Genomic DNA, 26,223 nt, shown 5'->3' with positions numbered 1-26,223 from the left:
AAAGAACTTAGTTTTTATACGTTCTATAATCAAATAGGTTTCATCAATAAGAATGGATCGCTACTTCTGCTGAATATACACCCCTCTTCACATGAGCATTAGGGGGTACTAAGCCGGCTCCTCTGTAATCAGGAACCGGCTGTCGGTTGGTTTGTCAAATCCTCTTAAAATGTATCATTAAACGCTGGAAAAGGACCGTCTGCTATGGGTTTATTATTAGGAAAGAAATTCGAGAGCTCCTTTCTGGATTTTAGTTAAACTGGCTGTTCCCTGATGAAAATCTAGAAAGAAGGTACCTCTTCGTTTACGCGCATCCTTAAACTTGTTCATACACCTGCCTACAAGTTTTTCATTTCATATATTTGACCACACAGTTGCTGGTATTCCAATTTCAACCAATTAATTTGATAAACCTAGCATAAAATCTATTTTGTCAGCATATTGCGGGAAATCTATTAGGGGATTCCGGTTTTTTTGAATATCAAAAATCGCCTTGTTACGGTGTTTTCATAAATAGATACTTTATAATCACTGTGCCACTTCAGTAACAGTTCAACGTCTTTATTGCTGTATTGGCTGATTTCTCCAGGATATCTTAATAAAAAATACAACGTTGCTCTGGCAACTTCACCTTTGCCACTTTCAGGTTCAAATTTAGCCTTTTCGTATTTTCCGCATTGTGTTTTAATTACTTCGGTCTCCATTTTAGGAGAATAATCGACGAAATCATAATAAGGATGATTAGATCTTAAGGAATTGCATTCTTTTTCACAAGTAAAAAGATGGTGTAAATCTCCTTTCATTGGGTTACGCTTATCAAACCATGATTGCGGAACAACATGTTCGCAATTGTACATGTTTTCACTTTGAAGGGATGTCATTATTTCTTGTATATGATCATGATTAACCGAGTCACTTTTCAGCAGTTCATCATAAGCTTGTTCTCTTTTCCGATCTGATTCGTAATCTTCTTTCATGACTTGTTCAGGGTCCTTTTCTCTTCCTGAATATATGCTCTTCAAGTTCCCGTCAGCCTGAAGATCGACCAATGAATAAAGATAATTTCGGGTTTTGGAGTTATAAGGAAGCCGATTAGTATGTGTGGTGGCAACTAAATGATTCAATTGTTTAAATAATTCTTCTCTGTTCGCTTCATTAAAATGAATTTGATCGTAATAGTTTGAGATTATATGCTGATCCTTTTCCCAGTCATAATACTCTTTTTTACTTTCAAATCTCTTTTTATTATGCTCCAATTCTAGTAATGCAGCTGTTAAACCTATTTTTTTGTTTGAAGATACTTTTTTCATGCTATCCAATGTGCTTCCCCTTTCTTATTTCGTTTTATAATCACCAACATAACAACGCATTTAAAGAAGTAGAGGAAAATTAGATAATTTACAGATTTGTTACTTATGATGCAATTTTGTTACAAACAAAAGAACTTTATCCGGATTCGACATTTTTTATTGGTCTCCTTGCTGGATTTCAGGTATGATATAATCATAAAGTAGCATATAATAAAAAACCGCCGGTGCTGGAACACCAAGCGGTCCATACAATAGACGGTTCCCTGCTAGGGTGATCGCTATAAACTATTCACAACAAACTTAACTCACCCTTTATGCTGGCAGGCTCAAGGGTGGGTTATTTTTTATGGTCAAATGACAGCATTCCTATGATTAAGCCTGCAAAAGTACATGCAAACATTAACGCTTCAAAGACCGTCACGAGCACTCCCCCTCCTTTCTTCTGAGGACGTGCTAACCACCCTTGAGAATCCCTATTCTATTGTGTTTTATATTATATCATGTGCTAAGAAAATCTGGGTTTATATTCCACAAAAAATGCTCGGTCTTAATCCCGGTCTGTTATTTGTTCTCTTTAACTTAAGGGTTTATTCAAAAGAAACCCTCTGCCAACGTACTCCCCATTAAATGGAGTTGTTTTAGCTGGTAATGCCTTGATTATTTAAGAACATGGTTTTAACTTCTTGATCAAATACTTTTGCCAAATGGTCAAGGACTGTTAAATAGATCAGCCCATTTCCTTCAAGCCTTGGAGAGTTACCCAGTGGAACGGTTCTTTTAATTAATTGAGCATAGAGCTCAGGTTCTGAGAGCTTCCGTTCAAAGCTGTTGTTCGCCAGAGTTTTTATGAGAGCAAGAGCTCCAGAAACATGGGGTGCAGCCATGGAAGTCCCGCTTAAAGTGGCATATCTTCCATTTAAATACGTAGAAAGAATTTCTTCACCTGGGGCAACTAAATCGATTTCATTATGGGAATTGGTAAAATGGGAAGAGCGCCGCTCAAGATTAACCGCCCCTACACTAATCACTTCATTATAACAGCCTGGAAAAGCGAATTCATCAGTTGAGTCATCGCCGTCACCCTCATTCCCTGCTGCGCAAACCACGAGGACATCATTGGCAACAGCCCTTTTGATCGCTTCATAAAGTTCAGGAGTATCACTTGGGCCTCCTAGTGACATGGAGATAATATCCGCTTTTTGTTCTATAGCATAATTGATGCCCTTGATAATCCAATCATATTGTCCAGAGCCGTTTTTATTCAATACTTTTACAATGAGTAAACTTGCTTCAGGAGCGACTCCAACCACGCCACTCTCATTTTTCTGGGCGGCAATCGTTCCGGCAACATGAGTTCCATGCCCATTATAATCCTCGAATATATCAGGGTTGCTTCCGTCGTCATCCGTAAAGTTTCGCCCGCCTATAATCCGTTCCTGTAAATCGGGATGTGAAGTATCGCAGCCTGTATCCAAGACAGCCACCGTCATGCCTTTGCCCTTTGTTTCGCTCCAAATTTGAGGAGCTTGTATTAATTCCACGCCTTTTGGGACTTCTTTTACCTCTTCTGCCTGTTCAACCACCTGGTATGGAATTACCCGAACATAATGCTTCATTTTTTTCCCTCCTTAAGAGATTAAATTGAAGCTAATTCTAGGTGTTAACCACATTTTAACAGTTTTTTGTATTTTCTGATAGTTTCATTTGTAGGATCATTTAATAGGTTCTGAGTATAAAAGTGATCCCAAAGTTCGATTTTAGCTACTTAAAATCCGTTTTTTTATTTGCTCTTTTGGAGGAAAGCATCGGAAGTATTGAAGAGAATGAATTTGATCTCGCCCTTAATTTTAATAGTAAAGGTGGGTTTTTCATGAGAAAGTATATTCTTTCTTTTATGGAGAAGAACGAAGGATTTATTATTTTGACTTCTTCTATTTTAAGATTAGTTGGCTCTTATTCCAGCCCTGTGTACTTAGCCGTGTCCCTCTTGGCCGATTATAGCTAACGCTGCCCTCTTCCTTATTGGTGTAAATCTACCTCTTGATGGTGGATGTACAGCTTAAAATGATGAACCTGCCTGTTTCATAGCAGCAGACGTTCTCGCTTATGATCTGAGACAACTAAGGGTTCTATAGATTATGTAATCCCAGATAACTCCTCCACTGCCTGCCTGTTCCTTAATATTTGCTAGTCTCATTATTTATATATCGCTTTCCCTTAATCAATTCAACATTAAATTCGAAGTCTGGGTTTAGCTGAATTACTTTTTTGTTTTTATGGATTAAGTTCAGCGCACAATTGATCGTAATTTTCATAAGCCACGTCTCGAAATACTTTGGTTTTTCAATGTACCGATTTTCTTAAATAACTGATAGGCTGCCTCTTGAGCAATATCTAGTGCATCCTTTTTATTTTTTACATAGACATAAGCCATCCGGTAAATATCATCTTCGTACTGCTGAAAAGCATTAAGTAGGCTTTGTCATTCCCTTTTGCGCTTTCTTTACTAAACGTTCAAACTTCATCGCGATTCCTCCTTTCGTTTTGTCTTTACATTAATTAGACAAACGAGAAGATGATTTGGCTTAAATTTTTTTATGAATATGATGTAGTGCGTTTTGATTCGAGTATACGAGACAATTCTCGGTGACTGTTAAATTTATTTTGAATTTTTCGTCTTTCAAACCGCGGATAGATAGAGCTTAACAATTCATTTGATTACCCGATATACAAATAGTAATAAAGTCTGATTAATCATTAAAAAGCTTCCTAGATAGTAGGAGGAAAGTAAGGTGGTAAAGAGAAATGAAGAGAGATCAAAAGAGACTTCACCGAAGGAGTACAAGCATCTCAACCAAGCTGTCGCTTGTGCTGCTTGTTGCCATTGTCATCGTTTTTTCGATAACAGGGGCGATGAATTATTCTTATACGAAATCGCTGCTTGTAGGCAACATAGAAGAAAACCTATCCACAAAAAGCAATGCTCTTGCGGATCAAGTGGACAGCATGTTTGCAGAAAAACAGGCGATGGCCAGACAAATTGCAGCCAATCAAGAGATAACTGATTACTTAAAAACGGCTCATTCACGGAATGAGGCCAGAACAGATCCTCATTATGAAAGTGTCATGCAATCACTTAACAAAATAGTTAAAACGGATGATTCTATTGCTATGGTTTGGGTTGCCAGCAATCAAGGAAACTTTTTGATTGGCAACGATAATTTATTGCAGGATGAGAGCTTTGATATAAAAAGCCGTCCATGGTATGAACCCGCTTTAGCAGAAGACGATGTCTATTTTACCGAACCATATATGGATCAAGTGTTTGGTAAAGTAATTTTAAGTGTGATGACCCAAATTAAAGATGGTGATCAAACGCTTGGATTTGTCGCAATGGATCTGTTTTTAGACGATTTGCCACAGCTTATGCAATCATACAAACTTGGTAAGAACGGTTATTCATTTTTAATTTCTAGTGACGGAACTATTTTATATCATCCAGATGATAAATTAATCCTTGACCAAAAGCTTCCAGATCTGTCAGGAGATATCGGCAACATCGGCAAAAAAATGACTGTCGGTGAAAAAGGGCTTGAACTGGCAAAAGTGAATGACCAAACGGAATATATTGGCTATTCTCCGGTTCCAGCAACAGGTTGGTCAGTAGGAACATCACTTCCGCAAAAAGAAGCTTTGGCTGGTCTTAATAATTATATAAAAAACATCATTTTATTTTTTGGTATAGGCGGCCTGCTTCTTATTGTGATTGTGTACTTGCTTTCCAAGTACATGTTAAAATCAATCCCGCATATGACGAAGGTGATCAAACAGCTGGCTACTGGTAATTTGACACCAAGGCTGCGGCCGAGATCACAGGATGAACTTGGACAAGTGGCAACAGATATAAATACTATGATTGATTCATTCACAGAGACGATTAACCAGGTGAACGATTCTGTAGAACAATTGGCCGCCTCGTCGCAACAGTTAACCGCTATTTCTGATGAATCAGCAAAGTTCTCTAATGAAGTAGCCACGTCGACTCAAGAGATTGTTCGCGGCACCGAGCAGCAGATGGAAGGAGCCGAGCAGACATCTTCTTCGATGGAAGAAATGGCGAGCGGCGTACAAAAGGTGGCTGAATCGGCGACCAATGTTTCTGAACAAACGTCCACTTCAGCTAAAGAGGCAGTAGAAGGATACAATAACATTCAGCGCGCTATCGATCAAATGGAGCGGATTAAAAGCTCGGTCGGTGTTGTTTCCAGGGAAATCAAAAAACTAGAGGAACACTCAAAAGCAATCAATGAAATGGTATCCGGCATAACAAACATAGCTGAACAAACACAACTACTATCATTGAATGCGTCTATTGAGGCAGCAAGAGCTGGTGAACATGGCAAAGGATTTGCGGTTGTGGCAACGGAAGTTAAACAGCTTTCAGAAGAGTCACAGGAATTTTCATCACGTATTGCCGGGATTATCCGGGAAGTTCAAACTGTTACCATGAGTGCATCCAAATTGATGAACCAGGGAGTGTTGGACGTTGATAAAGGTTCTGCTATTCTTGACACGGCAGGAAGTGCATTTAAACAAATGACTAATTCCTTCCACTCCATCGCTGACCAGGTATCAGAGGTATCCGCTGCAACCGAAGAGATTTCTGCGGGTACAGAGGAAGTAACAGCAGCGATGAGTGATATATCAGAAGTAACCAAAGGTTCCTTTGAACACACAAAAGGAATCGCATCGGCTGCAGAAAAACAATTAACGTTTATGGACGAAATTTCCTCTTCAGCCAAAACATTAAGTGAAATGGCTGAAGAATTAAAAACCGCCTTAACAACGTTCAAAACAAACAAATAAATAAATGATTCGCTAAAGCAAAAGTGCGCAGAGAATAATATCTCTACATATTTCGGTTTGTCGACAAAAGGGGTTCGGAGTGGTCTCATTCCGAACCCTTTTTGATTTTTTATTGGTTTTACAGCCGTTTGAGAGAAGGATAGACCTCTCTGATTCTATTATTTAGACCATTTAGGGACCTTGCCAGGTCCAATTGGCCATTTTCTTGAGATTCATGGCAGCAAAATTATGCATCGCCTGCATCGACAATTTTTTAAGTCCCCTTAACATTGTCCAACGCATGCCATGCTTTTCTTTTGCATGTGAGAAAACACACTGGAATAAATTTAAAAATCGAAAAGTTAATTATGAACAATTTAGTGATAAAACTAAGCAATCATTAAATTTCATCTCTGAATATGCTTTAGGTAATGCTAACACCAACATAATTTTCTCTTTTAATATATTAATAACTAAGTAAATTCCATTGACTTCTAAACTATTTACTCCTGTAAATTTTAGTCCCTAATGAAAAAGTTGTATTAAGTTCCCCTTGGAGCCGATGAGCAAGTTTATAAAAGTCCTTTCCCTTTTCCGATGAGAGATTCCTTTACACACAGCTGTTCACTATGGTAGCATCGCAACCATAATTATATCTATCAGAAGCTCCCATCTTTCCCCATTAATATAGTTTCATTCGTCTCGTGCAGCTATATGATTTTCGAGACAACTATTTTGTTTTGAATCCTCTCCTCCCCTGAGTTGAACTATTGAAGTGCTTGATCGGAATTGGAAATTCATCTGTCCCTGAGAATCAAGGCAATAGTTCCTAATGCGAGAGTCAAGCAAAACGAACAGGTAAAGCCTGTAAAGAGTTACGGTTATTTTTTTCTTACTCTAAAACTAAAATCAAGGTAATACTAAAAAAGCTGAATCCCCTCCATCCATATTTACAAAAAGAAAGAAAGGGTAAAAGACTTATATAAGATAAATTGAAGATTACCTGTTTAGATAGTTGCTTAGAATCCCCTCGTTAAACAGGATCAGGATCGTAATGAATGACAGTGTTATTGTATAAAAGGAGGATATTTTCAAATTACTCATTACTAGGATCGTATGGTATGATAAATAAAGAGAATGCATATACTGTCTATAAAAAAGGGCGTATATGCATTGAAAAAATGGAAAAAAAACAAGGGTGATGCCAATATGATTACTGCAAATTTAAAGGATATCGAACAACAAGTCATTAGCAATTCTTTAAAGTTTCAGAAACAAATCGAGGCTTTTGAAAAGCGCATTGATAATAGTGGCTGGAATAAGGGCCGGCTTCGTCCAAAACATCCTACAGAGGCGAGAATATTGAGTAGATTTAAACAAAAGTAAACCTGTACTTTTGACGGAGGGTTAGTAGTTGAATATCAGACAAGCTCAAATAGAGATCAATAAGCTGAAAAGTGCCGGAAAGTATGAGGCCATGCTTAAAACTGCAGCTATATTAACTAAGCTTCTTGCTGAAAGAAATGTAAAACCCATTATTGTTGGAGGTCTTTCAGTTACGATCTATACTCAAAATGATTACACCACTAGGGATATTGATATGGTATCAGAAGGGTACGAAACGATAGCAAATATTCTTGGACAGCTGGATTTCAAAAAAGACGGTAGGCATTTTTATAATGATAATATAGAGATTGCTATAGAAATACCGGGCAGTTATTTAGAGGGTGATTACTCTAAGGTTAAAAAGATTTTCATTGATGATGAAAATTATGTTTACCTTATTTCCATTGAAGACATTATTTTGGATAGACTTCGGGCAGCCGTTCATTGGAAGTCTCTCGAAGATCGTGAGTGGGGCTTTAAGTTGTTAGCAAGCAACTTCGATTCTTTAGACAAACAATATCTTTTCGAACACTGTCAAACACAGAAAGAAGTAAATGAGTTAGATGATTGGTTCACATTTATTGCTGAACAGTCTTAATATATCCATTGAAAGGAAGAAAAACAGTCTGTAATCCCTGTTTTCTTCTTTTTCATTTCGGTATTATCTTCCATTTCAAGCATAAGAGTGTCATCATCCCTACGGAAAAAAGGGTTATGATGGCGGAAATCCGGACTAATGTACCTGCTTTATGCTTCACGTACTTCCCCCCATGCAACTAATTGCAAAAACGACACCGCCTTCACTTTTAGAGCACTTGAAATTAAAAGCCGCTCAGAGTTTTTAAATATATTCAACGCCGTAATTAATGATTACAGGAAACTTTTCTATTGTTGAGTGTATATAAAACGACTTAGTGAATAATCTCATGTTGAGGAAATTGTTTGTGCGAACTTTTTTGTTTACTCAAGTAAGTGCGAGCCAACCCAATCCATCCGTATACAAACAAAAGGATACCTAATAAATAGAAAGGGCTTGTTAACGTTATAATTCCTTTATTTAATATAAGAATAAAAAAAGTAGAACCGCTTACAAGATAAAAACCCAGTAACGTTAATTTAATTAAGAACTTGCTGTAAAACTTCACGAACCAAACCTCCTATAAAATGAAATAATAATTGATGATTTTTAAATTCATGATTATAGAACTTAGCTTTTATACGTTCCATAATTGAACAGGTTTCATTATAGTATAGGATTCGATTAACTTTTTTATAAGTGAATTTCTTGAATGGCCCACCATAGTTTATAACATCTCATAGTTAAAAATTCGTTAAATAAGAACTTGATGCAAAGTTAAACGAAGGAGAAAATCCTCTTCATCTTTCAGTTAGGGTTAAAAAAGATTTTCACCTTGTGAGTATCTAAAACATTATGAAGCTTCATTAGGATTATTGTTTGTTCATGCCTGCACGATAATCGTCTATGATTGCTTGTATCTCCGGATCTGCCGGAACATTTGTGGCATCGTAGAGAAATCCATGGGAGTCAACCAACGTCATTTTTCCGTCAACGACTTCAAAAGTCGAATCCAGGCGGCCCAAATAATGTTCTTGTTCTCCATCATTCTGAGTAATGGGCACCATCAATTCTCCGTTGAATTCGTATTCTGGCGTTTCGATTACCTTGTGTGTGTCTGCACCGATTGCCGCCGAAACTCCGGAAATCTGAGCCAACTTGTGGTCTTCTGGGTTTCCAGCATGCGAAAGGAGAACTCAATTAATTGTAAAACGAGAATGTGAATTTATGATTACTCTCTTATTAAAATCACCAAAAGATGGAGCATCCCCCTTCCTCAATCCACTTATTCATTCACTAGTCTGTCCCTTTAATGGAGTATATATTGAAGTTTGATAGTATCGAAAAGACCACCAAAAATAAAATTCTGTTCAAATGAATACAGGATTTTATTGCAAATCATCAATCTTTTATAAATTATCGGGCCCTGTTATAATGCAAATTAGGTAAATGGTTCTCATTATTAGCAAAGATTAAAATAGACAAACTCTAACTTATTGGTAAATAAAATAAAGACATAGATTAGGTAAATCCATGCCTGAGCTATTTAACAGTCATTTAAATGTGTATTGTATATAGTTTATTGACTCATAATTCAACTTTGGAAGCTTTTTCAATAGGAGTGCTAACGGATGATACTTACCAATTCATCAAACGTAATTTTGCCAGTTGCAAAATCGACGGTTATAGCGGCTGCTTTTTCGAAAATGTCTTTATACAGCGTCTCTCCAAACATCGTTTGAAATGGTTGTTGGATAGCACTGTCCAATAGCGCAGGCTCTTTGACCCCCTATCATTTCGCCGGGACTATATGTCTCGATCATATCCCGATTAATGCTAGCAGCAATGTCGTAAGTTAAATAGTTCACCGGTCTACCAAGTCCCTGAACGTCTTGTCATACAACCGTTTGATGACATTAAGTGCTTCCGGATCAATTTCCTTGACAAACTGAACTTCCTCTTCCTTATTTGCACTATTTCCGTGTTTAATTTGATCCTTCTCTTCTTTCATGATTTACCACTCCTTATCGTTAATATAGCAGAGGAACGTTAGAGGTTCAATTTCCTCCTAGTGTTTGGTGTATAAGATTAAGAAACATTTTATCGTAACGATTCGTAAATATTGTATTTTACACAACATTGAAATGTATCATCTCGATAGATTGACATCTAGATCAATTTCTTTAATCATAAGAGAGTTTTTTTGATGGAACCATTTTTTATTTGAATGCACCGATTGAATGAGCCAATCGCAAGTAAACTATTCGTAAGAAGTATCCGACAAGCGTCGCCCGACAAATCAATTCCATCATAGTGATTGGCAAAAATAACAGGGCCTCTAACCTTTTCCTCTTGCAACGGAGTAATCAAGCTTTTGCTGCTTTATCTGATAAAACATGAACAACTGATTCCGCTTCTTTTGATCCCCTATCCAACTAATAATTCTTTTGCCGTGTTCCTTTTTATGCTCAAATGACATTAATATTAAATGCCCTTTTCCAAATAAGCATTCATATTTTGAGAATAACTTCTTGAGGTTTGAGTGAATGTTCGAGGATACACTTTTTTATATTTATAGCTATTTAAGTGTATCGTTCCCTGATAAAATCAATAATTTCTCTTGTTTCCTTTTTTACAAATTCCCAGTCTGTTTCTCTATTTTTTACTGAAAAAGCATGAAAACAAATATCCATACACTAAAGTGAGAATATATGCAAGAAGCAAAAAACATTTGCTATGCATAGAAACTTTGCATTTTCAAATGCAACGCTACATATTATTATAGTTTTTGTGTTGAAACTTGTTGGAAAATTTTAATAAGTGAAATGAATGAGTTGAAAGTAGCAGAGTATCATAACGCTATTCCTGTTTCTCGCTTCTGCTTATAAAATTTGTGCGTTGTTATAGGGAGTTCTTGGCCAACGGTAGGGCCATCGGAGTTGTCGGTATGAGAGATCAGTTTGAATATTCCTGCCTCCATGGTAGTAGATGCCCTTATTTTTGAATCCGATTTCTTAGATGAAATGTCATCGTTTTCAGATAGAACTAGTTTGGCAATCTGTATTGCGTGGGCTAATTTAATTATAATTAAGCATATTTTTCACACTAGGATTCCTGTATTGGCTATCACCTTCATCCTTTATTTCTTTAGAAAAAGGATTCCCTTCTTCCTCTTCTGACTCCCGTATTATAGCGGTATTCAATTGAAGCCGGAAATGACATGGTGATCGCGGCAGAATTGGCCATCTGACCTGCAACGTACATTCACAATTATGGCCACACGTTGGACGAAGTAATAGAACCAATAGGAATGCTGAAATCAATTATAGTCTAAATTCTTAAGTTAGCCCATATAAAAAATGATTGATTATGTGCTGTTGGCGGCTTCTCTATTCATTTAATTCATCCTATCCCTTTTTTGAACGTGAAATAGTTTGAAATTGTTTTAACTAAAATCAATATTATCCAAAGAAAGGATCGATATGGTATGGGAGCACAAGAAAACAATATCTCCAATCATTATCCTCCTGAACAACAAGGAGAACAAAATTTAAAAAAAGGCTTGAAAGCTAGGCACTTAACAATGATTTCGATTGGAGGAGCAATTGGAACAGGATTGTTCCTTAGCAGTGGGGCAGCGATTAGTACAGCTGGTCCAGGTGGTGCGTTGCTTGCTTATATTTTAGTTGGTGCTATGATCTACTTTGTGATGACAAGTTTAGGAGAACTAGCGGCCTTTATGCCAACAAGTGGTGCGTTTAGTACCTATGGCACAAGGTTTGTTGACCCAGCTTTCGGATTTGCAATCGGTTGGACATACTGGTTTAACTGGGCGATGACGATTGCTGCTGAGTTATCTGCTTCTACGATGATTATGAAATTTTGGTTTCCGGACAGCCCATCATTGCTATGGAGCGGATCATTTTTAGCTCTTATTTTTCTATTAAACTATTTATCTGTTAAAGGGTATGGAGAAGGAGAATACTGGCTTTCCTTGATTAAAGTAAGTGCGATTGTTATTTTTATTGTTGTCGGTGTACTGATGATTTTCGGGATTATGGGAGGAGAAACAATAGGGTTCAAAAACTTTACTGTCGAGGATGCACCTTTCTCAGGTGGTCTTTTAGGGGTTTTTATTGTCTTTATTGCAGCAGGGTTTTCATTCCAAGGTACGGAAATTGTTGGTGTAGCTGCTGGTGAAAGTGAAGACCCAGCAAAAAATGTACCAAAAGCAATCAAAAGTGTATTCTGGAGAATCCTTCTTTTCTACATATTTGCGATTTTTGTTATCGGACTTATTATTCCATATACAAATCCAAATTTACAAAATGAAAGCGTTATGGTCAGCCCGTTTACTATGGTATTTGAAAAAGCTGGACTTGCCTTTGCCGCTTCATTGATGAATGCCGTTATTTTAGCAGCAGTGTTATCTGCAGGAAATTCAAGTCTGTATGCATCAACACGTATGTTATACTCTATGGCTAAAGAAGGGCAAGCTCCACAAATTTTTGCCAAGCTGAACAACCGCGGTGTGCCTGTTGCAGGGATGATTTTAACATGTGCGGTCGGAATGCTTGCCTTTTTAGCTTCTTTCTTCGGGGACGGGATCGTCTATATTTGGTTAATGAATGCAATTGGGATTACAGGATTTATCTTCTGGCTTGGTATTTCGATCAGCCACTATCGTTTTCGTAAAGCTTATATTGCCCAAGGTTATTCATTGGATGATTTGCCGTATCGAGCAAAATGGTATCCGATTGGACCGATTTTTGCGATTGCATGCGGGTTAATTGTGATTATCGCACAAAACTTCCAAGCTTTTATGGCGGATAAAATAGATTGGGGCAGTGTCGTGGCTGCTTACTTAGGTATCCCATTTTTCCTCTGCTTATGGTTTGGCTATAAATTCATTAAGAAAACAAAATTCGTTAAACTTGAAGAGGTTAAGATTGAATCTAATTATGAGAAAAAACATGATTAGACTATTTTTCTGAACTATCAATCGAACTGACAACATCCTATGTTGTCAGTTTTTTCATTTTCTTAGTTTGAGAGATATCCCCTTTTTTTACGATCCTTTCAATTTACTATACTTACTGGCATAGCCTTGGTACTTTTCACAAAAAGTACGATAGAAATATGGGATTTGATTGTTTATTCCCGCTTGATAGTCATATTTCTTATGCAGTAATGTCAACGTCACGTTTTTTCTCCTCCATTCTTTGTGGACGTACTCCCAATCCGGCAAAAAATATCCCTTTTCAATGTTTGACGGATTTGGAACATAGCGTTGTTCTCCTATCGAATTTTTTGATTTGTTTTTAGCCAAGACGTTTAGAACAATTAGTTTACTATAATCAGTAACAGTCCTATGCTACACAGTGCTAATAGGCCAACCCCCACTAAAAGCCCCTGATTTATCAGCGCCAACATGGTAAGCACTATTAATATACTTGGCATAATATATTTTCGAGGATGATGCCAGAGATCGCTTTCCACGTGCCAATCTTTTAAAGGAAAATACCATTCTAAAAGTACAACACCAATGCTGTTTATCACAATCAGACTCAAAGCTAAGAGACAATCTTCTGTTCCGAATGGTTGATTCAACATTTTTGAGATTAATAAGTAAATCATACTCGGAGTGCCATTCCATACCAGTAAAAGAAGGAAGTATGGCACAATAATTTTCCTTTTTTGATTTGGAAACGATCTTACTTTATCAAGTAACGTTCGGTTGCTTGAAAATAAAATCGACAGCGGTGTATTGATACTCAAAATTCCTAAACCTAGAAGATAGAAAGTGCCCATTTCCATATTCAAAAACATAAACGGCAAGAAAACAGCCAAGGCGATTATAAATACACTATTAATCAGATAATTCTTATGAAAAATGAAATATCTAAAAAGGTAGTTGATGAAATTTCCTCGTGCGAAGAAAGCCTGATGTTTACGAGAAACTGGTGATTGTAAGAAATCATAGGGATTACTTCTAAAATAAAAGATTCCAGCTATAGACAATGAAATGAATGAGGTAAGTAAGACCAAATCATTCCTGCTCAACCAAGCAAATGCACCACAAGCTATTAGGCTGAGCACCGCGAGTATTTGCGGTAATTTATACGGAAGTGCAAAAAATATCCCATAGATACAACAAAAGATACTGATGAGAAAGCTACAAAAGAGTACACGGGGCTTTGGTTCCATCACACTGGAAAAAAGAGAGAACAAAAGCAATGTTTTAGTGCCTAAAACATAAAGATAAGTAGAACATATCAAAGAACAAAGAAAATGATTCTTTATAAAGGGAAGCTGGAGTAAGCCGTTTAACTTCTCGTCATTTATGATTGATTTCATTGTTTGTCTTGCGATACCTATAGTAAACAAACCAATGCAAGCATAGAAGAAAAAGGGTTTAACAACGATATGAACATCTAAAACTGACATTAGTAAAAAAACGAAAAGGCTGGCTAAAAGGCTTTTAATTATAGAATGATAAGATTTCCCCATCAATTGTCGATTGAAAAGTTTAATAGTTTTCATCAATCTGCAACGCCTCTCGTATCAAATCGCTATTCACCTCAGCGCCTTCAAACGTTTGACTGATTTTCCCGTTTTCTAAGACCAAAACTTGATTGGCGGTCATTGTGATACTCTCCATGACGTGCGAAGAAAATAAAATTGAACCGTATTTTTGATAATCCTTAATGAGTTGATACAAAAATTCTGTACTATCAAAGTCCAGACCATTCACTGGTTCATCTAAAACTAGTAATGGGAGTCTCAAAGCGAATCCTGTAATCAGAAAAGCTTTTTTACGATTCCCGGTAGAAAGATCTTTTATCAAAGTATCTTGGTGGTTAGTGAAGCCGAATCCTCTTACTAATTCTGTTACATCAGGTACAGGCTTTTGATAGGAGTCAAATACATAATCAAAATATTCTCGAAAGGTAAAATACTCAAAAGAGTGGTCCTCATCAAAAACAATTGAACGATTCAATTTGAATTTCTTTGATTGAACATCTGCTTTTTCCCTGAGCCACAGAAAACTTTTCAAATGATAAGTGCCGAGAATGGAGGCAATCATTTTGATCAAAGTTGTTTTCCCAGCACCATTTCGCCCAATCAAACCAACGACTTGATTTTTATTTATTGTCAAATTCAAATTTCTGATGATGGGTTTACCGGTTTCATACCAAACCTCTAAATCTTTGATGGAGAGCAGTTCATCTGTCATAGTCTTCCCCTTATTTCTTATTTACTTTTTTAGCTGCGATGACAAATACTACACCAACCAACAAGTACAAAGCAGCCATCAAAAAATTAACTTTAACTAAACATACGATTGCACCGATGATCCAAATCAAACCAATCAATAATCTGAGTGTTGTCCTGTTCCCTCTTTTCATCTCCATTATTTTTCAAAGTCAAAATGGAACAAGTCGTCAATTGAAGCGTCCAATTCTCTTGCGATTCGAACGGCTAACTCCAAGGAGGGATTATATTTTGCATTCTCCAAACGCATAATTGTTTCTCTACGGACACCCACACGCTGCGCAAGTTCTTCTTGGGTTAAATCTTTTAAAAGACGATATTTTTTTATCTGTGTTGTAAAAGCTGTCATAATTACTCACCTGCATCATATTTGTAAGTCAAATATGCCCACAAATTCGTTCCCAAAGCAAAAGTCAAAGCTAAGATGATCAATTCAGCTCGATATAAAAGCGCATAATCAAGAGAGAGAAAACTTAATACCAAGCTGCTTAGAAATCCAAAACAGAAAGCAATGCGAAAAGCCTTCGTTCCCGCAATATTGCGATTTTCGATTAAACGTTCATCTTCCTCGGTGCCTAATTTATACCACCAGTAATATTGTAATCCTCCAAAAAATGCAAAGAATAGATACATGGCTGGGGGTCCGCTGGTCCCGAGAAATCCCAAAAACCCTAACAGCCCGATGAGCCAACTCTTGTTAGTTAATGTTCGCTTCATTAGTTACACCTCTTTTTAGTGATATATTTATCTCTTTATGAGATAAATATATCACTTCGATTAATAGTTGTAAATGAAAAAAACAGCCCCAGCGGACTGTCTTAATAAAAAACATATTTAGGCCTGTAATGGTAATCTTGTTGCAGTGATTAGCCTTAATAAGCGTTCTAATTGGGTCTCTATTCCGCAAAAGCGGCCGCCATATCCAATCAAACCTAAATCAAGTTACGTGCTGCTTGAAAATAATGTTTGATCAAGAATACCTAACTATCTAATATTTTATAGAATGTTGTCAGTTGTTTCATTTTCTTAGTTTACTTCCACTGCATAACTGACTCTCGTACTCGTAGAAAAAACACCTTCAAGTTCTTTTCAGGTATTCCATACCCATTTTCAACTCAAAGGTGTTTTTATTTGTCTCACTCTATGGAGTAAGTCCCATGAATCTTAAAGCTGTCTTTTCCGATTAATAGTTTAAACTTTAAATTGGGATATCACTTTCTGTAATTCTTCTGCCATGGAAGAGAGTGCTTTAGCGGATGAAGAGATCTCTTCCATCGATGCTAACTCTTCCTCTGTTGAGGCGGCTACCTCTTCGGATGTGGCCGCGTTCTCGCTGGCGATCGTTGCCAGATCTTGAGCCACAGTTGTTATATCCTGAACAGCGGCTTTGATTTGTTGTGAAACGGAAAACATTTCTCTCATTTCTGGTGTAATCTCTCTTGTGCTTTGTAGAATCTGCTTAAACTTCGTAATGGCTTCGTCTGATATCTCCACACCGGTCTGTACATTATTTGCGACCTCTTCCATTACCTTAACGGATTTCTCAGTATCTTTTTGAACACCTTTAAGAATATCTAAAATTTCACTCGCTGACTGTTGCGATTGCTCTGCCAGCTTCCGCACCTCATCTGCTACAACAGCGAATCCTTTGCCTTGCTCGCCAGCTCGGGCAGCTTCAATGGCTGCATTTAAAGCTAGAAGATTTGTTTGATCAGCAATACCTGTAATTACATCTAAAATGGAGCTAACTTCTTTAGAACGTTCATGCAAAGACTGGATAGTTCTATTGGATTCTGCGACAGACTGCTGAATGGAATACATCTGCTTGACCGTATCAGTGACGGCTCTTTCGCCATCTTCCGCTTGCTGGGTAGTATGAGTGGCGAGTCCTAATACTTTTTCGGATCGATCGGCAATTTCTCCCACTCCTAATGAAATCTTATCGATGGCTTCCACACTCTGATCAATTTGAGCCGTTTGCTTCTCTGCGCTGCCTGCTACTTCTTGAACAGATGCAGCCACCTGCTGTGAAGCCGCACTTGTCTGTTCAGAACTGGCTGTCAACTGCTCAGAGGAAGCAGCAACTTGCTCCGCATTATACTCTATTTTTTGAACCAGCTCTCTTAGCTTCTCTTGCATGGCATTGAATGCTTGAGCTAATTGGCCAATCTCATCATTGGATTGAATATCGACGCGAGTAGTTAAGTCTCCCTGGCTGACAGTGAGGGCTTGCTCTTTTAATTTAGACAACGGTTTTGTCAGGGAGCGTATAATCAAGAACACTACCACTGCTCCTATAAGCATGGCAAGAACAATCACAATCAGTGTTTTATAAAAGACTGGCATGGCTGACTCATCAATGACAGACTGCTCCACACTTCCCCCTAACTTCCATCCGGTTAATTCATTTGTCGTAAAGTTCATTAATTTTTCCTTGCCTTGAAACTCGTACTTAAACTGACCGCTTTCTTTGCTATAAACGGTTTTTAAAAAATCCTCAGTAGCCTCTTCCCCAGGATTGAGTACGGGGTGAGACAGAACTAGCTGATCTTTATCCATAAGGTAAGCATATCCGTTATTGCCTAATTTTACTTTTTGAACTAAATTCTGAAGGAACTTTATATTAATATCGACTGCTACAACACCTGATCCATCTTTTGTTGTTTGGGAGACGGTAACGATCATATCACCTGTTCCAGCATCTGGATAAGGTTTAGATATGACTGCCTTTCCCTGTTGCTCTTTTGCTTCTTTATACCACTCTCGTTGTCTTGGATCATAGGTAGAGGTATCATTAATAACCGGTTCTTGAATATATAAGCCTGTGTCTGTTCCAACATAAATACTTAAGGTTTCAGGGTGCAGTTTAGTATACTGCGTTAACAGCCGGCGAAGCTCAGGGCTACTTTCCCCTTTGTATAAAGAGGCATTTGCAAGCTCGGAAAATGTCTGTATGTCGTGTACTTTTGATTGAATGGCTTCGGTAATAGACGAGTTTAAAAGTTCCACACTTTGAGAGAAACCGTTCATCATTTCATCTTTAATGGCTTCTTTGGCTGTGGAGTAAGAGAGAGCTCCAATGATTAAGGCTGGAATAATTAATATCAAAGCAAATGAGAGCATTAACTTTTTTTGCATGTTGTTAAAGTATAAAAAAATTCGTTTCATCGTAATCATCCTGTTCATTAGTGTTCTTTGGACGAAATCTTATCTACTCAGTCATCTGTGCGGATTCTCTCATACCTGCGTGCAACACTGACTGAACTTCGGTTCAATATCTGGCCAATATCTTTATAGGTCATTCCTTTTTTGCGCATTTCCAAGAGCTGTTCATCTTCTGTAGTCGTCCATATTTGATACGAGCGTTTTTTAGTAAGTTTATATGTATGTTCTTTCATTCGCTCTTTCCCCACCCACTCTGGTTCAGAAGGTAAAGCATGAGGAGCTATATTACTGAACTGCACTTTGTCTTTATTTTGTTCGGCCCACTCCCAAAACGCTACAGGGTCGATAAAATAAAAAGTTCTAATTGATCTTGTTACTTTTTTGATATGCGACAGCTGATGGTTCTTTATCCAACATTTCACGGTGCGCCGGTTTACATGTAAGATTCTGGCCAACTCTCCCGTTGTGATAAATCCTGTCTGTAATTTGGTTGAAGATATACCAAGTCTTTTCATTTTTACTTCAAGAGCTGTAACAGAACGGTCCATATTTTTAGCAATTGTGGCTAATGTATAAGTGCCGATATGTTCTTTTAACTCTGTAACGTCTTCGGCAGTCCACCCTCTACTCAAGATTCCTCCTCCTCAATAAAACAGATTTTAATTTTTACCCTTTTCTTCTTATGTGACTATTTATCTATGCAAACCTTTACGAGTATAGGTCTTATTTAGCTAATTTGCAATAGTTCCTTCTTAATGCAGAATATTCCGGTATTAATCCAGCAATTATATTGTTAGATGATAATAAAGTTATTTAATTTTGATATAAAAATATAAGAGCCTTTCTACATTTTATTGTAGAAAGGCTCTTTAAAGTTGTTTAAGTCTTATTTAGCTAAAGCATCCTTTAGTTAAAATGAACACAAACCATATTTATGTCGATACTTCATTTGTATTTTGATCGTTATATTCCACTACTGCATTCGCCAGTACATCTGGAGCCATCATAACTGCCGAGTGGTCTTGCCCTGAAAGCACTTTATATTTAGCTAGAGGTAACAGTTCTGCAAGTGACTTGGCAGCTTCATGGAAGTACGGTTCACTATTTTCTCCAACTATGATTGTTGTTGGAACATTTACATCCCATCGGTTGGTTGGTAGAGGTTTTCCTGATTGAGTTTCTTCCATAATCATACCGTCATAGGCTAGGGTATGAGCCAGATTATCCATTTCCTTCCAAGAGGGATCAGCTTTCATATGGTCTAGATATTCCGCAGGTATTCCGAGAGCTTTACTCATGAAATATTCTATCGCATCACTGCGTCTGCCTTCCTCAATCAATTCATTCAGATTTTGAACATACTCTGCAGGTACACGTGGACGACTGTTATCAATAATAAAAGGTGGCTCATACAAAAATAGATTTGTGATTTTATCTCCTAGTTTTGTTGCAGCTTCAAGTGCTAATACTCCACCAGAAGAACTACCAAACAATAAGCTTTTACCTCCCGCTTCAACTATTAAAGCCTCAATGTCTTCTATCTCTCGTTCCACCGCATACTCAAAGGCATCGGTACTTTCCCCCTACCACGACGATCATAGTTATAAACAGTAAAATGTTTGGAAAGCTGTTCTGCTAGTTGGTCAGCATCTTTGTGATCAGCTGCGGCAGATGATACCAGAATTATCGCCTGACCATTTCCTAGTTTTTCATAAGCGATTTTTGTTCCATCTTTTGAAATTATTGTGTTCATAATTTCCCTCCGTATTTGGATTTCAAATGTTCTTCAAGACGTTCAAAGGCATCAGAAAAGCCTTTAATCATTCCCATTTCTTCAGCGTTATAAAGGTCTTCTATACTTCTGAAACGAGTAATAATTTTAAGTTTACAGCCTTCCTTTATCTCATCAAAAGTTACAGTCGTATACATATCACTTTTTTCTACCATACTCCAATTTTCGTCAGTAAATGAGTCGATGTAGACTAATCTAGTTGGTTCCAGCACCTCTTGATATACAGCTCTACAATATACCTCTTCTCCATTCCCATTATTAGGCCTTAGACTATAGCGCCAGACACCATTAGGTCTAACATCCATCTCGTATACGGTTGAGGTCCAGTTTTTAGGTCCCCACCAACGAGAGATATGTTCCGGTTTAGTCCACCCTTCCCACGCAAGCTCGAGAGGGATAGCTACGGTACGTTCAACTGTAAGTTCTCTGTTGACCTTATCTTTGTAGATTTTTGTTTTCCTTCTCATCTTAAATTCATCCTTGTTATTCAAATTCTTTCATTTCAAGCTCATAAATTAGCTTTCATATGCAACAGCTATTAAGGCGATTTATCCTCCTTTCTTTTAATGTCGAGCATATAGTCCTCAAAGTTATCTAGACGCTGTTCCCATAAGATACTAAATGAATCGAACCAAGCATCTAAATCCTGAAATGGTTGTGCTTCAAGGCTATATATTCGCAACTGTCCCTTCGTTCGAGAACGTACCAATCCAGCCTCCCCTAAGATACGTAAATGGCGAGATACCTGAGGTTGGCCAATATTTAGAGCCTGAACTATTTCACTTACAGAGTGCGGACTTTTTTTCAAAAGTTCTACAATGTTAAATCGATTCGGCTCTGATATTATCTGTAATGTTAATTGCATCGTTGTTGTATTCATATTATTAATATACACCTTAACATATATACATGTAAACATATATAATGTGTTTTTTACAAATTTATAATCATCTAATATTCCTCTTATTCCATCCAATGGGATACTGTCAGGTACATCCGATGTTGGCGATGTCAGCTGGATTGTCCCAACCGTTCAATGCTTGGTAGCATGTGAGCCAGTAGGCACCCCGCTTCACACCTGGCAGGTGGTTTCAACTGGAAAAACCTCCATTGCGCATAAAGGTATGCTTCATGCTGGTAAAGTCATGGCAGCAACAGCCATCGAAGTCCTTCATAACCCTGACATTCTTGAAAAAGCGAAGATAGAATTAATTGAGCAGCGAAATGGTGAAGAGTATGTATCACCCATCCCGCCTGAAGAGCAAAGAAACTACTAAACTTTGTTGACTCGATGCTCTTCTTCACTGCGCCCCTCCATTTGGAAGGGCGTTTTTTTATTAGTCTTGCTCTTATTTACATGATAAAATATTAGTAAAGATAAGTAGGTATTATTTTTACTATACATAAAATTATTATTGTTATTTTAAAAGGGAGTGCCAACTAAGCACTCCCTTTATTACTTGGATAACAGAGAAACATGACAAGACCACTTAAGACTTTCTTCTCCACCAAACATTACTCTTCCCAATTCCTTTCTGCAAGGATTCGCAATACAACCTCCTGCATGCTGATTCCTTCTTTTTCTCCTTCCTTTTTGATCTTTTCTTTCAAATTTTTCGGGAGCGAAATCGTGAGTGTCTCTATATCCGTCTCAATAAAAAGGTAACCCTCCTTATCGTAGAGAAGAGAACCTTTTGTGACATACCTGTCTAGGAAACGGAAAAGGTGCTCGGGCACTTCTTTCAGAACGGTCTTCTTTAAATGGATTTCCACATCATTCAATGTATCGTAATCAGCTGGGTCAAAATGAAGCAGCAGATTCGAAATTTCATACTGTTGGTAGACCATATCAAAAAACTCCATGGTTAACGGATGCTTAGCGGGCAAAATCATTTTTAAAAATCCCGGGCTCGTGTTCTGTTTTCCGTAATTCAGTTCATAGGAAGGTGCCAGCTCTTCTTTAAAAATTCCTTCCTCGTAAGATTTGACCTCATGAGTGTCTGGAAATAAAAATGCCCATCTGCCGCCTGTATCGAATACCAGCCGGGCTTCTCTTCCCGCTTTCGTCGAGAACTTCTGGAAGAAAGCGATGTTTCTCTCCTTATCATAATAGTGCCGTCTTTTTAAACGCTCGGATTGAAGATAAGCAGCATTTTCGCCTGCGAACTGCTCGAGATCTATCTGGTTAATATAAAAAATCTGCCGGCCACGGTATGTTCCTTGTACAGCTGGAATGGTTCCCTCCTTCACGAGCTTATGCAGCGTAGAGCGTGAAACGCCCAGGAATTTCGCAGCCTCTGTTGTGGTGAGACCTAATTTTTTCTCCTGTTTTCTTGCCAGTTCCTCTACTTGCTCTTTTGGGAATACTCGTGTGTTCAGCATTCTCCATTTATGGTCTGGAAGCGGGACTAATAGGCCTTTCTGGATATAGTTATAGATGGTAGCTTTCGACTTGTTGAGCATCTTTGCTGCTTCCTCGGTCGTATAATACTTTTTTTCTTCTGTCATTTTCTTCCCTCTTTCTTTGATGGATTGCTGTGCCTATCTCGTAAACTTACTCTTCTATGTATAGTTAGGTATCTCTATTTGAAGTTACTACTAATCTTTTTTAAAAACCATTCTTTTCAATTAGTTATTTTTCTTCCATTATTTTAATTATAATTTCTAATTTTGTTCATTTCAATTTATATAATTAAAAACAATAAAATAATTTGTCTTTTATAAAAATGATAATTATAAAAATATCAAAAGAACATAGATAACTGATATATAAACAAAGAGAATATTTTTTATATGTATCAGAATATGGCTTTCTTTTGAATCATTTATAAAACAGGATTATAATTATAGATAGATAAAAAACTTATATTTTAAAATAAAATAAATAAAAACGAAAAGAGGAAAAAGTACATAATGAAACCATTATCTATGCCTGAAAATAAATTGACTCTTTTCAAGAACTCTGAAGATATGGACTACTCTTTATTGCTTCAGATAAAGGAACAGTCTGAAAAACAGGGAGAAGCGCCTTTTTCCCAATTTGATGATAGGGATATGCTGGCTTACTTCCTGTATCAGCAAACAAACATCGACCAAAAGAAAAACAAGTCTGAGAGAACGATCAAGGAGTATCAGCGGGAACTTACTATGATGGTCGAACACATGCTTCGGTATGCAGATGAAATGGATCTTGATATTGAAAGAATCATTGAAGGGTCCTTGTTCAAAAGTTTAAGCAAGCGGCATTTAAGGAGGTATCAAGCGTGGGTAGTGGAGCGGAGCCCTCATGTTGTAGAAAAGGGTCCTTATTCCCCAGCAACCGTTGCCCGGAAAACCGTGATTTGGAAAAGCTTCTTCTCTTTCCTTCACCGGTCGGGATATATTAAAGAAGCCGTCCATGAGGGATTGCTCAGCGCCACAGTCCGAAAAGAAGACCGACCTAATCGAGACTTAGGGCCAAACGAGGTCGTCCAGCTGCTGGATTATTTTAAACGTGAAAATCACCCGGTTCTTTTTGGCCTTATGCATATTCTGGTCGCAACAGGTTTACGAAATGAGGAGTTATGTAAACTAAAAGTTTCTGATATAAAATATGACAGCTTATTCGGTGGTTATTATCTATCCGTGTGGGGGAAAGGCAACAAACACCGTTCTATTCCCCTGAAACCAAAAGTGGTGGAAAGCATTCGTCGTTACAGAGAAGCTAGACTCTTGGATACTCATTTTTCAGAGAACGATAATTCGCCTCTCTTCCCCACCAGTACCGGAAAGGCTTTCTCTCCCTCTTATCTCGCTCAATATTTAGGAAAGGCGATTGAACGGACGGATCTGCCCTTCCTGCAGAATCGGAGCTGTAGGATCACCGCTCATACATTCCGGCACAGTTTTGCCATTATATCGAGAAGAGCCGGTGCAGATATTTATAAAATTATGCGAAGCCTGGGTCATGAAAAAATCGAAACGACCATGATCTATCTGGAGAAAATATTCGAACGTGAGCAGCATGCTGTTCATGACTGGAAAGATGGAATTTTAGGAGACTATATATAATAGGAAGAAACTCGTCATAAAAAAAAGCAATTAAGGTATACGCGTTTTATAAGATCGTGGAAGAAGCAGTGGATTTAACCGGAAAGGATTCAAAAAAACAGCGCTATTTGGTCCGTCATACCTTTGTGATATTGATGTTAGAGAAGCTATGTCACTGATAGGTGTTAAAGATGACCTTATCAAACTTAGACAAAGTAAAGTTATTTTTTGCTTTTAGGATGCTGAGAGAAGGCTAATTTTGCATCGAAATTTAATTTCTCATAGAGAGAGATGCTATTCGATGCAAAATTGACCATTATATGAATGAGTGATCTTTTTGATTTTTAATGAGAATTATTGCTCCTGTTTGCTAGTTTTACTTAAATTTAATTTGAATTTTGCACAGTTTGATTTTTATATTTATTCTTCTAGCTAACCATTGTATAAAGAGCTAATAAAGGTTATTTAATTATGATATAAAAATATGAGAGCCTTGCTACATTTTATTATAGAAAGGCTCTTTAAAGTGGTTTATTTTATATCGGTTTAAATGCGTTTGCACTCAAAAAACAATAGTGAACCAAAGACGTCGAATAATTACTTTTAAAACTTTCATTTTCCATTGAGAGCACCTCTTTTCATACTAACTCTCTTCATATTACATTGTTTTTTGACAAAACTGAAAGTTCTTCTTTCCCTATTCGAAGAAGTTCTTCAAATACCTCCCGATTGTGTTGACCTAGCGTCGGCGGGCCAAGTTTTGTTTGAATATTTAACCCGCTATGCCGTAGCGGACTGGCCAGCAGCTTTACCTCTCCCGTAGCATGAGGAACTGTTTCAATTCCTCCTCTAGCGATTACTTGATCTTGCTCCAATGCCTGTTGAATATTATTAACACGTCCAACAGGAACTTTAGCTTTTGAAATAATTTCAACCCATTCACTTGATATCCTAGTCGCTAATGCTTCCTCAATAAGCTGAACTAATTCATCTTCATGTTGTTTTCGATCATTATTTGTTAAAAAGCGTTCATCACTGCCCCACTCTGGATGCTCCAAGGCGTGAGATAACTTTCGAAATAAGTGATCGTTCCCTGCACATATCATGATGGGAAAGTCAGCTGTTTGGAATAATTGATAGGGTGCTACATTATTATGCTGATTGCCTTTCCGCACAGAAATCATTCCAGTATTTAAATAAGCAGTCGCCACATTGGCCATACTCGATACTTGAACATCCAGCAAAGACATGTCGATATATTGGCCTTCTCCCGTTAGATCTCTTTGCCTTATTGCAGCTACTATGCCTAATGCCACATAAACCGAAGTAATAATATCCGCGATCGGAATCCCTACTTTTGTCGCTTCACCATTTGGGTCGCCCGTGACATCCATCAACCCACTCATCGCTTGTATGACTGGATCAAATCCGGGCAATAAACCTAGAGGGCCATTCTGCCCAAATCCTGTAACCGAACAAACAATGATACCCTTATTTCTTTCCTTTAAAACTTCATAATTCAGCCCGAGTTTTTCCATCGTTCCAGACTTAAAATTTTCAATGACGACGTCTGACTTTTCTAATAAATTTAGGAATAGTTTCTTTCCTTCTTCAGTTTTTAAATTAAGAGTAATAGACCTTTTATTACGATTGGCACTTAAGTAGTAAGTACTCTCTCCATTTTTAAAAGGTCCCCACTCTCTCAAACTGTCCGATCCGCCTGGCGGCTCCACACGTATGACGTCTGCCCCCATGTCTCCAAGTGTCATCGCTCCAACTGGGCCCGCATAAACTCTAGATAAATCAAGCACACGTATATCATGCAGGGGTTGTAACAATTTAAC

Annotated in this window: 26 protein-coding genes and 2 pseudogenes; 7 read left to right on the top strand and 21 right to left on the bottom strand. The window is 37.6% G+C overall.

Features of this window, described 5'->3' with window-relative positions; all coding sequences use genetic code 11:
- Positions 1-455 precede the first annotated feature (455 nt).
- Positions 456-1,310 (bottom strand): endonuclease, encoded by an 855-nt coding sequence (locus tag CJ483_RS22690; protein ID WP_259455864.1) that lies wholly within the window; start codon positions 1,308-1,310, stop codon positions 456-458.
- A 638-nt stretch (positions 1,311-1,948) separates the two neighbouring features.
- A complete protein-coding gene (locus CJ483_RS22685) occupies positions 1,949-2,926 on the bottom strand; it encodes a S8 family peptidase (protein ID WP_120038381.1) in 978 nt (325 codons plus the stop codon).
- A 254-nt stretch (positions 2,927-3,180) separates the two neighbouring features.
- Between CJ483_RS22685 and CJ483_RS25310 the strand changes: the two genes are divergently transcribed.
- Positions 3,181-3,315: a hypothetical protein gene (locus CJ483_RS25310; protein ID WP_259455843.1), complete on the top strand. Its 135-nt coding sequence runs from the start codon at positions 3,181-3,183 to the stop codon at positions 3,313-3,315.
- 306 nt (positions 3,316-3,621) lie between these two features.
- Here the strand turns inward: CJ483_RS25310 and CJ483_RS25565 are convergent, their stop codons facing one another.
- On the bottom strand, positions 3,622-3,744 hold the full coding sequence (locus CJ483_RS25565; RefSeq protein ID WP_340856551.1) for a hypothetical protein: 123 nt from the start codon (positions 3,742-3,744) through the stop codon (positions 3,622-3,624).
- Positions 3,745-4,115: 371 nt separating this feature from the next.
- On the opposite strand from CJ483_RS25565, the gene CJ483_RS22670 reads away from it, so the two are divergent.
- Positions 4,116-6,176, top strand: coding sequence for a methyl-accepting chemotaxis protein (locus CJ483_RS22670; protein WP_120038377.1), 2,061 nt, complete (start codon positions 4,116-4,118; stop codon positions 6,174-6,176).
- 171 nt (positions 6,177-6,347) lie between these two features.
- On the opposite strand, the pseudogene CJ483_RS22665 reads toward CJ483_RS22670, so the two are convergent.
- A pseudogene (locus CJ483_RS22665) lies at positions 6,348-6,488 on the bottom strand (transposase); the annotation flags it as partial.
- An 840-nt stretch (positions 6,489-7,328) separates the two neighbouring features.
- Between CJ483_RS22665 and CJ483_RS22660 the strand changes: the two are divergent.
- Positions 7,329-7,541, top strand: coding sequence for a hypothetical protein (locus CJ483_RS22660; protein WP_142927253.1), 213 nt, complete (start codon positions 7,329-7,331; stop codon positions 7,539-7,541).
- 28 nt (positions 7,542-7,569) lie between these two features.
- Positions 7,570-8,139: a DUF6036 family nucleotidyltransferase gene (locus tag CJ483_RS22655; RefSeq protein ID WP_120038372.1), complete on the top strand. Its 570-nt coding sequence runs from the start codon at positions 7,570-7,572 to the stop codon at positions 8,137-8,139.
- 851 nt (positions 8,140-8,990) lie between these two features.
- Here CJ483_RS22655 and CJ483_RS22640 read toward each other — a convergent pair.
- The 3 genes from CJ483_RS22640 to CJ483_RS24705 form a co-directional block, all read right to left on the bottom strand.
- Entirely contained in the window at positions 8,991-9,185 is a 195-nt protein-coding gene (locus tag CJ483_RS22640) for a hypothetical protein (protein ID WP_142927252.1), read from the bottom strand.
- Between the two features lie 557 nt (positions 9,186-9,742).
- Positions 9,743-9,886 (bottom strand): hypothetical protein, encoded by a 144-nt coding sequence (locus tag CJ483_RS24710; RefSeq protein ID WP_182917189.1) that lies wholly within the window; start codon positions 9,884-9,886, stop codon positions 9,743-9,745.
- Positions 9,887-9,982: 96 nt separating this feature from the next.
- Positions 9,983-10,129 (bottom strand): hypothetical protein, encoded by a 147-nt coding sequence (locus tag CJ483_RS24705; protein WP_176713647.1) that lies wholly within the window; start codon positions 10,127-10,129, stop codon positions 9,983-9,985.
- Positions 10,130-11,605: 1,476 nt separating this feature from the next.
- On the opposite strand from CJ483_RS24705, the gene CJ483_RS22635 reads away from it, so the two are divergent.
- Complete coding sequence (locus tag CJ483_RS22635; protein ID WP_120038366.1) at positions 11,606-13,099, top strand: amino acid permease; 1,494 nt, start codon at positions 11,606-11,608, stop codon at positions 13,097-13,099.
- A gap of 87 nt (positions 13,100-13,186) precedes the next feature.
- Here CJ483_RS22635 and CJ483_RS25300 read toward each other — a convergent pair whose 3' ends face one another.
- The 12 genes and pseudogenes from CJ483_RS25300 to CJ483_RS22590 form a co-directional block, all read right to left on the bottom strand.
- Positions 13,187-13,321, bottom strand: coding sequence for a hypothetical protein (locus CJ483_RS25300; RefSeq protein WP_259455842.1), 135 nt, complete (start codon positions 13,319-13,321; stop codon positions 13,187-13,189).
- A 140-nt stretch (positions 13,322-13,461) separates the two neighbouring features.
- Positions 13,462-14,661, bottom strand: a complete 1,200-nt coding sequence (locus CJ483_RS22630) for a hypothetical protein (protein ID WP_142927251.1) — start codon at positions 14,659-14,661, stop codon at positions 13,462-13,464.
- Positions 14,648-15,355 carry an ATP-binding cassette domain-containing protein gene (locus CJ483_RS22625; RefSeq protein WP_120038362.1) on the bottom strand — a complete coding sequence of 236 codons (708 nt, stop codon included), beginning with the start codon at positions 15,353-15,355 and terminating at the stop codon, positions 14,648-14,650. The genes CJ483_RS22630 and CJ483_RS22625 overlap by 14 nt, the downstream gene beginning before the upstream one ends.
- A 177-nt stretch (positions 15,356-15,532) precedes the next feature.
- Entirely contained in the window at positions 15,533-15,742 is a 210-nt protein-coding gene (locus CJ483_RS22620; protein WP_120038360.1) for a helix-turn-helix transcriptional regulator, read from the bottom strand.
- A gap of 2 nt (positions 15,743-15,744) precedes the next feature.
- On the bottom strand, positions 15,745-16,110 hold the full coding sequence (locus tag CJ483_RS22615; RefSeq protein ID WP_120038358.1) for a DUF3796 domain-containing protein: 366 nt from the start codon (positions 16,108-16,110) through the stop codon (positions 15,745-15,747).
- Between the two features lie 474 nt (positions 16,111-16,584).
- Positions 16,585-17,532, bottom strand: a complete 948-nt coding sequence (locus CJ483_RS25890; RefSeq protein ID WP_481747756.1) for a methyl-accepting chemotaxis protein — start codon at positions 17,530-17,532, stop codon at positions 16,585-16,587.
- Positions 17,524-18,423, bottom strand: a pseudogene (locus tag CJ483_RS25885) (HAMP domain-containing protein); the annotation flags it as partial. The gene CJ483_RS25890 and the pseudogene CJ483_RS25885, both read right to left, overlap by 9 nt.
- Positions 18,424-18,608: 185 nt before the next feature.
- The gene (locus tag CJ483_RS22605) at positions 18,609-19,190 is read right to left on the bottom strand and encodes a helix-turn-helix domain-containing protein (protein ID WP_120038355.1); all 582 of its coding nucleotides are present in this window, start codon (positions 19,188-19,190) and stop codon (positions 18,609-18,611) included.
- A 300-nt stretch (positions 19,191-19,490) separates the two neighbouring features.
- Entirely contained in the window at positions 19,491-20,111 is a 621-nt protein-coding gene (locus CJ483_RS22600) for an alpha/beta fold hydrolase (protein ID WP_259455841.1), read from the bottom strand.
- Positions 20,096-20,311 (bottom strand): alpha/beta fold hydrolase, encoded by a 216-nt coding sequence (locus tag CJ483_RS25295; RefSeq protein WP_259455840.1) that lies wholly within the window; start codon positions 20,309-20,311, stop codon positions 20,096-20,098. The genes CJ483_RS22600 and CJ483_RS25295 overlap by 16 nt, the downstream gene beginning before the upstream one ends.
- Positions 20,308-20,817 (bottom strand): SRPBCC family protein, encoded by a 510-nt coding sequence (locus tag CJ483_RS22595; protein ID WP_120038353.1) that lies wholly within the window; start codon positions 20,815-20,817, stop codon positions 20,308-20,310. The genes CJ483_RS25295 and CJ483_RS22595 overlap by 4 nt, the downstream gene beginning before the upstream one ends.
- A gap of 71 nt (positions 20,818-20,888) precedes the next feature.
- Positions 20,889-21,230 (bottom strand): ArsR/SmtB family transcription factor, encoded by a 342-nt coding sequence (locus CJ483_RS22590; protein ID WP_120038351.1) that lies wholly within the window; start codon positions 21,228-21,230, stop codon positions 20,889-20,891.
- Positions 21,231-21,390: 160 nt separating this feature from the next.
- On the opposite strand from CJ483_RS22590, the gene CJ483_RS22585 reads away from it, so the two are divergent.
- Positions 21,391-21,627: a hypothetical protein gene (locus CJ483_RS22585; protein ID WP_120038350.1), complete on the top strand. Its 237-nt coding sequence runs from the start codon at positions 21,391-21,393 to the stop codon at positions 21,625-21,627.
- Between the two features lie 238 nt (positions 21,628-21,865).
- Here the strand turns inward: CJ483_RS22585 and CJ483_RS22580 are convergent, their stop codons facing one another.
- A complete protein-coding gene (locus CJ483_RS22580; protein ID WP_120038348.1) occupies positions 21,866-22,858 on the bottom strand; it encodes a helix-turn-helix domain-containing protein in 993 nt (330 codons plus the stop codon).
- A gap of 405 nt (positions 22,859-23,263) precedes the next feature.
- Between CJ483_RS22580 and CJ483_RS22575 the strand changes: the two genes are divergently transcribed.
- On the top strand, positions 23,264-24,400 hold the full coding sequence (locus CJ483_RS22575) for a tyrosine-type recombinase/integrase (RefSeq protein WP_120038346.1): 1,137 nt from the start codon (positions 23,264-23,266) through the stop codon (positions 24,398-24,400).
- A 632-nt stretch (positions 24,401-25,032) separates the two neighbouring features.
- On the opposite strand, the gene CJ483_RS22570 is transcribed toward CJ483_RS22575, so the two are convergent.
- Entirely contained in the window at positions 25,033-26,217 is a 1,185-nt protein-coding gene (locus CJ483_RS22570) for a CaiB/BaiF CoA transferase family protein (RefSeq protein ID WP_120038344.1), read from the bottom strand.
- Positions 26,218-26,223 lie beyond the last annotated feature (6 nt).

This window comes from Bacillus sp. PK3_68, assembly GCF_003600835.1.
Lineage (GTDB): Bacteria > Bacillota > Bacilli > Bacillales > Domibacillaceae > Pseudobacillus.
This window is presented reverse-complemented; position numbering and strand designations above follow the sequence as displayed.

Excerpts from the sequence above, each read along its gene's own strand:
- CJ483_RS22575 (WP_120038346.1), top strand. The coding sequence starts at position 23,264 with ATGAAACCATTATCTATGCCTGAAAATAAATTGACTCTTTTCAAGAAC.
- CJ483_RS22590 (WP_120038351.1), bottom strand. The coding sequence starts at position 21,230 with ATGAATACAACAACGATGCAATTAACATTACAGATAATATCAGAGCCG.
- CJ483_RS22670 (WP_120038377.1), top strand. The coding sequence starts at position 4,116 with ATGAAGAGAGATCAAAAGAGACTTCACCGAAGGAGTACAAGCATCTCA.
- CJ483_RS22620 (WP_120038360.1), bottom strand. The coding sequence starts at position 15,742 with ATGACAGCTTTTACAACACAGATAAAAAAATATCGTCTTTTAAAAGAT.
- CJ483_RS22690 (WP_259455864.1), bottom strand. The coding sequence starts at position 1,310 with ATGAAAAAAGTATCTTCAAACAAAAAAATAGGTTTAACAGCTGCATTA.
- CJ483_RS24705 (WP_176713647.1), bottom strand. The coding sequence starts at position 10,129 with ATGAAAGAAGAGAAGGATCAAATTAAACACGGAAATAGTGCAAATAAG.
- CJ483_RS22630 (WP_142927251.1), bottom strand. The coding sequence starts at position 14,661 with ATGAAAACTATTAAACTTTTCAATCGACAATTGATGGGGAAATCTTAT.
- CJ483_RS22595 (WP_120038353.1), bottom strand. The coding sequence starts at position 20,817 with ATGAGAAGGAAAACAAAAATCTACAAAGATAAGGTCAACAGAGAACTT.
- CJ483_RS25310 (WP_259455843.1), top strand. The coding sequence starts at position 3,181 with ATGAGAAAGTATATTCTTTCTTTTATGGAGAAGAACGAAGGATTTATT.
- CJ483_RS22580 (WP_120038348.1), bottom strand. The coding sequence starts at position 22,858 with ATGACAGAAGAAAAAAAGTATTATACGACCGAGGAAGCAGCAAAGATG.
- CJ483_RS22635 (WP_120038366.1), top strand. The coding sequence starts at position 11,606 with ATGGGAGCACAAGAAAACAATATCTCCAATCATTATCCTCCTGAACAA.
- CJ483_RS22685 (WP_120038381.1), bottom strand. The coding sequence starts at position 2,926 with ATGAAGCATTATGTTCGGGTAATTCCATACCAGGTGGTTGAACAGGCA.
- CJ483_RS25565 (WP_340856551.1), bottom strand. The coding sequence starts at position 3,744 with ATGGCTTATGTCTATGTAAAAAATAAAAAGGATGCACTAGATATTGCT.
- CJ483_RS22640 (WP_142927252.1), bottom strand. The coding sequence starts at position 9,185 with ATGGTGCCCATTACTCAGAATGATGGAGAACAAGAACATTATTTGGGC.
- CJ483_RS22615 (WP_120038358.1), bottom strand. The coding sequence starts at position 16,110 with ATGAAGCGAACATTAACTAACAAGAGTTGGCTCATCGGGCTGTTAGGG.
- CJ483_RS22625 (WP_120038362.1), bottom strand. The coding sequence starts at position 15,355 with ATGACAGATGAACTGCTCTCCATCAAAGATTTAGAGGTTTGGTATGAA.
- CJ483_RS25890 (WP_481747756.1), bottom strand. The coding sequence starts at position 17,532 with ATGCAAGAGAAGCTAAGAGAGCTGGTTCAAAAAATAGAGTATAATGCG.
- CJ483_RS25295 (WP_259455840.1), bottom strand. The coding sequence starts at position 20,311 with ATGAACACAATAATTTCAAAAGATGGAACAAAAATCGCTTATGAAAAA.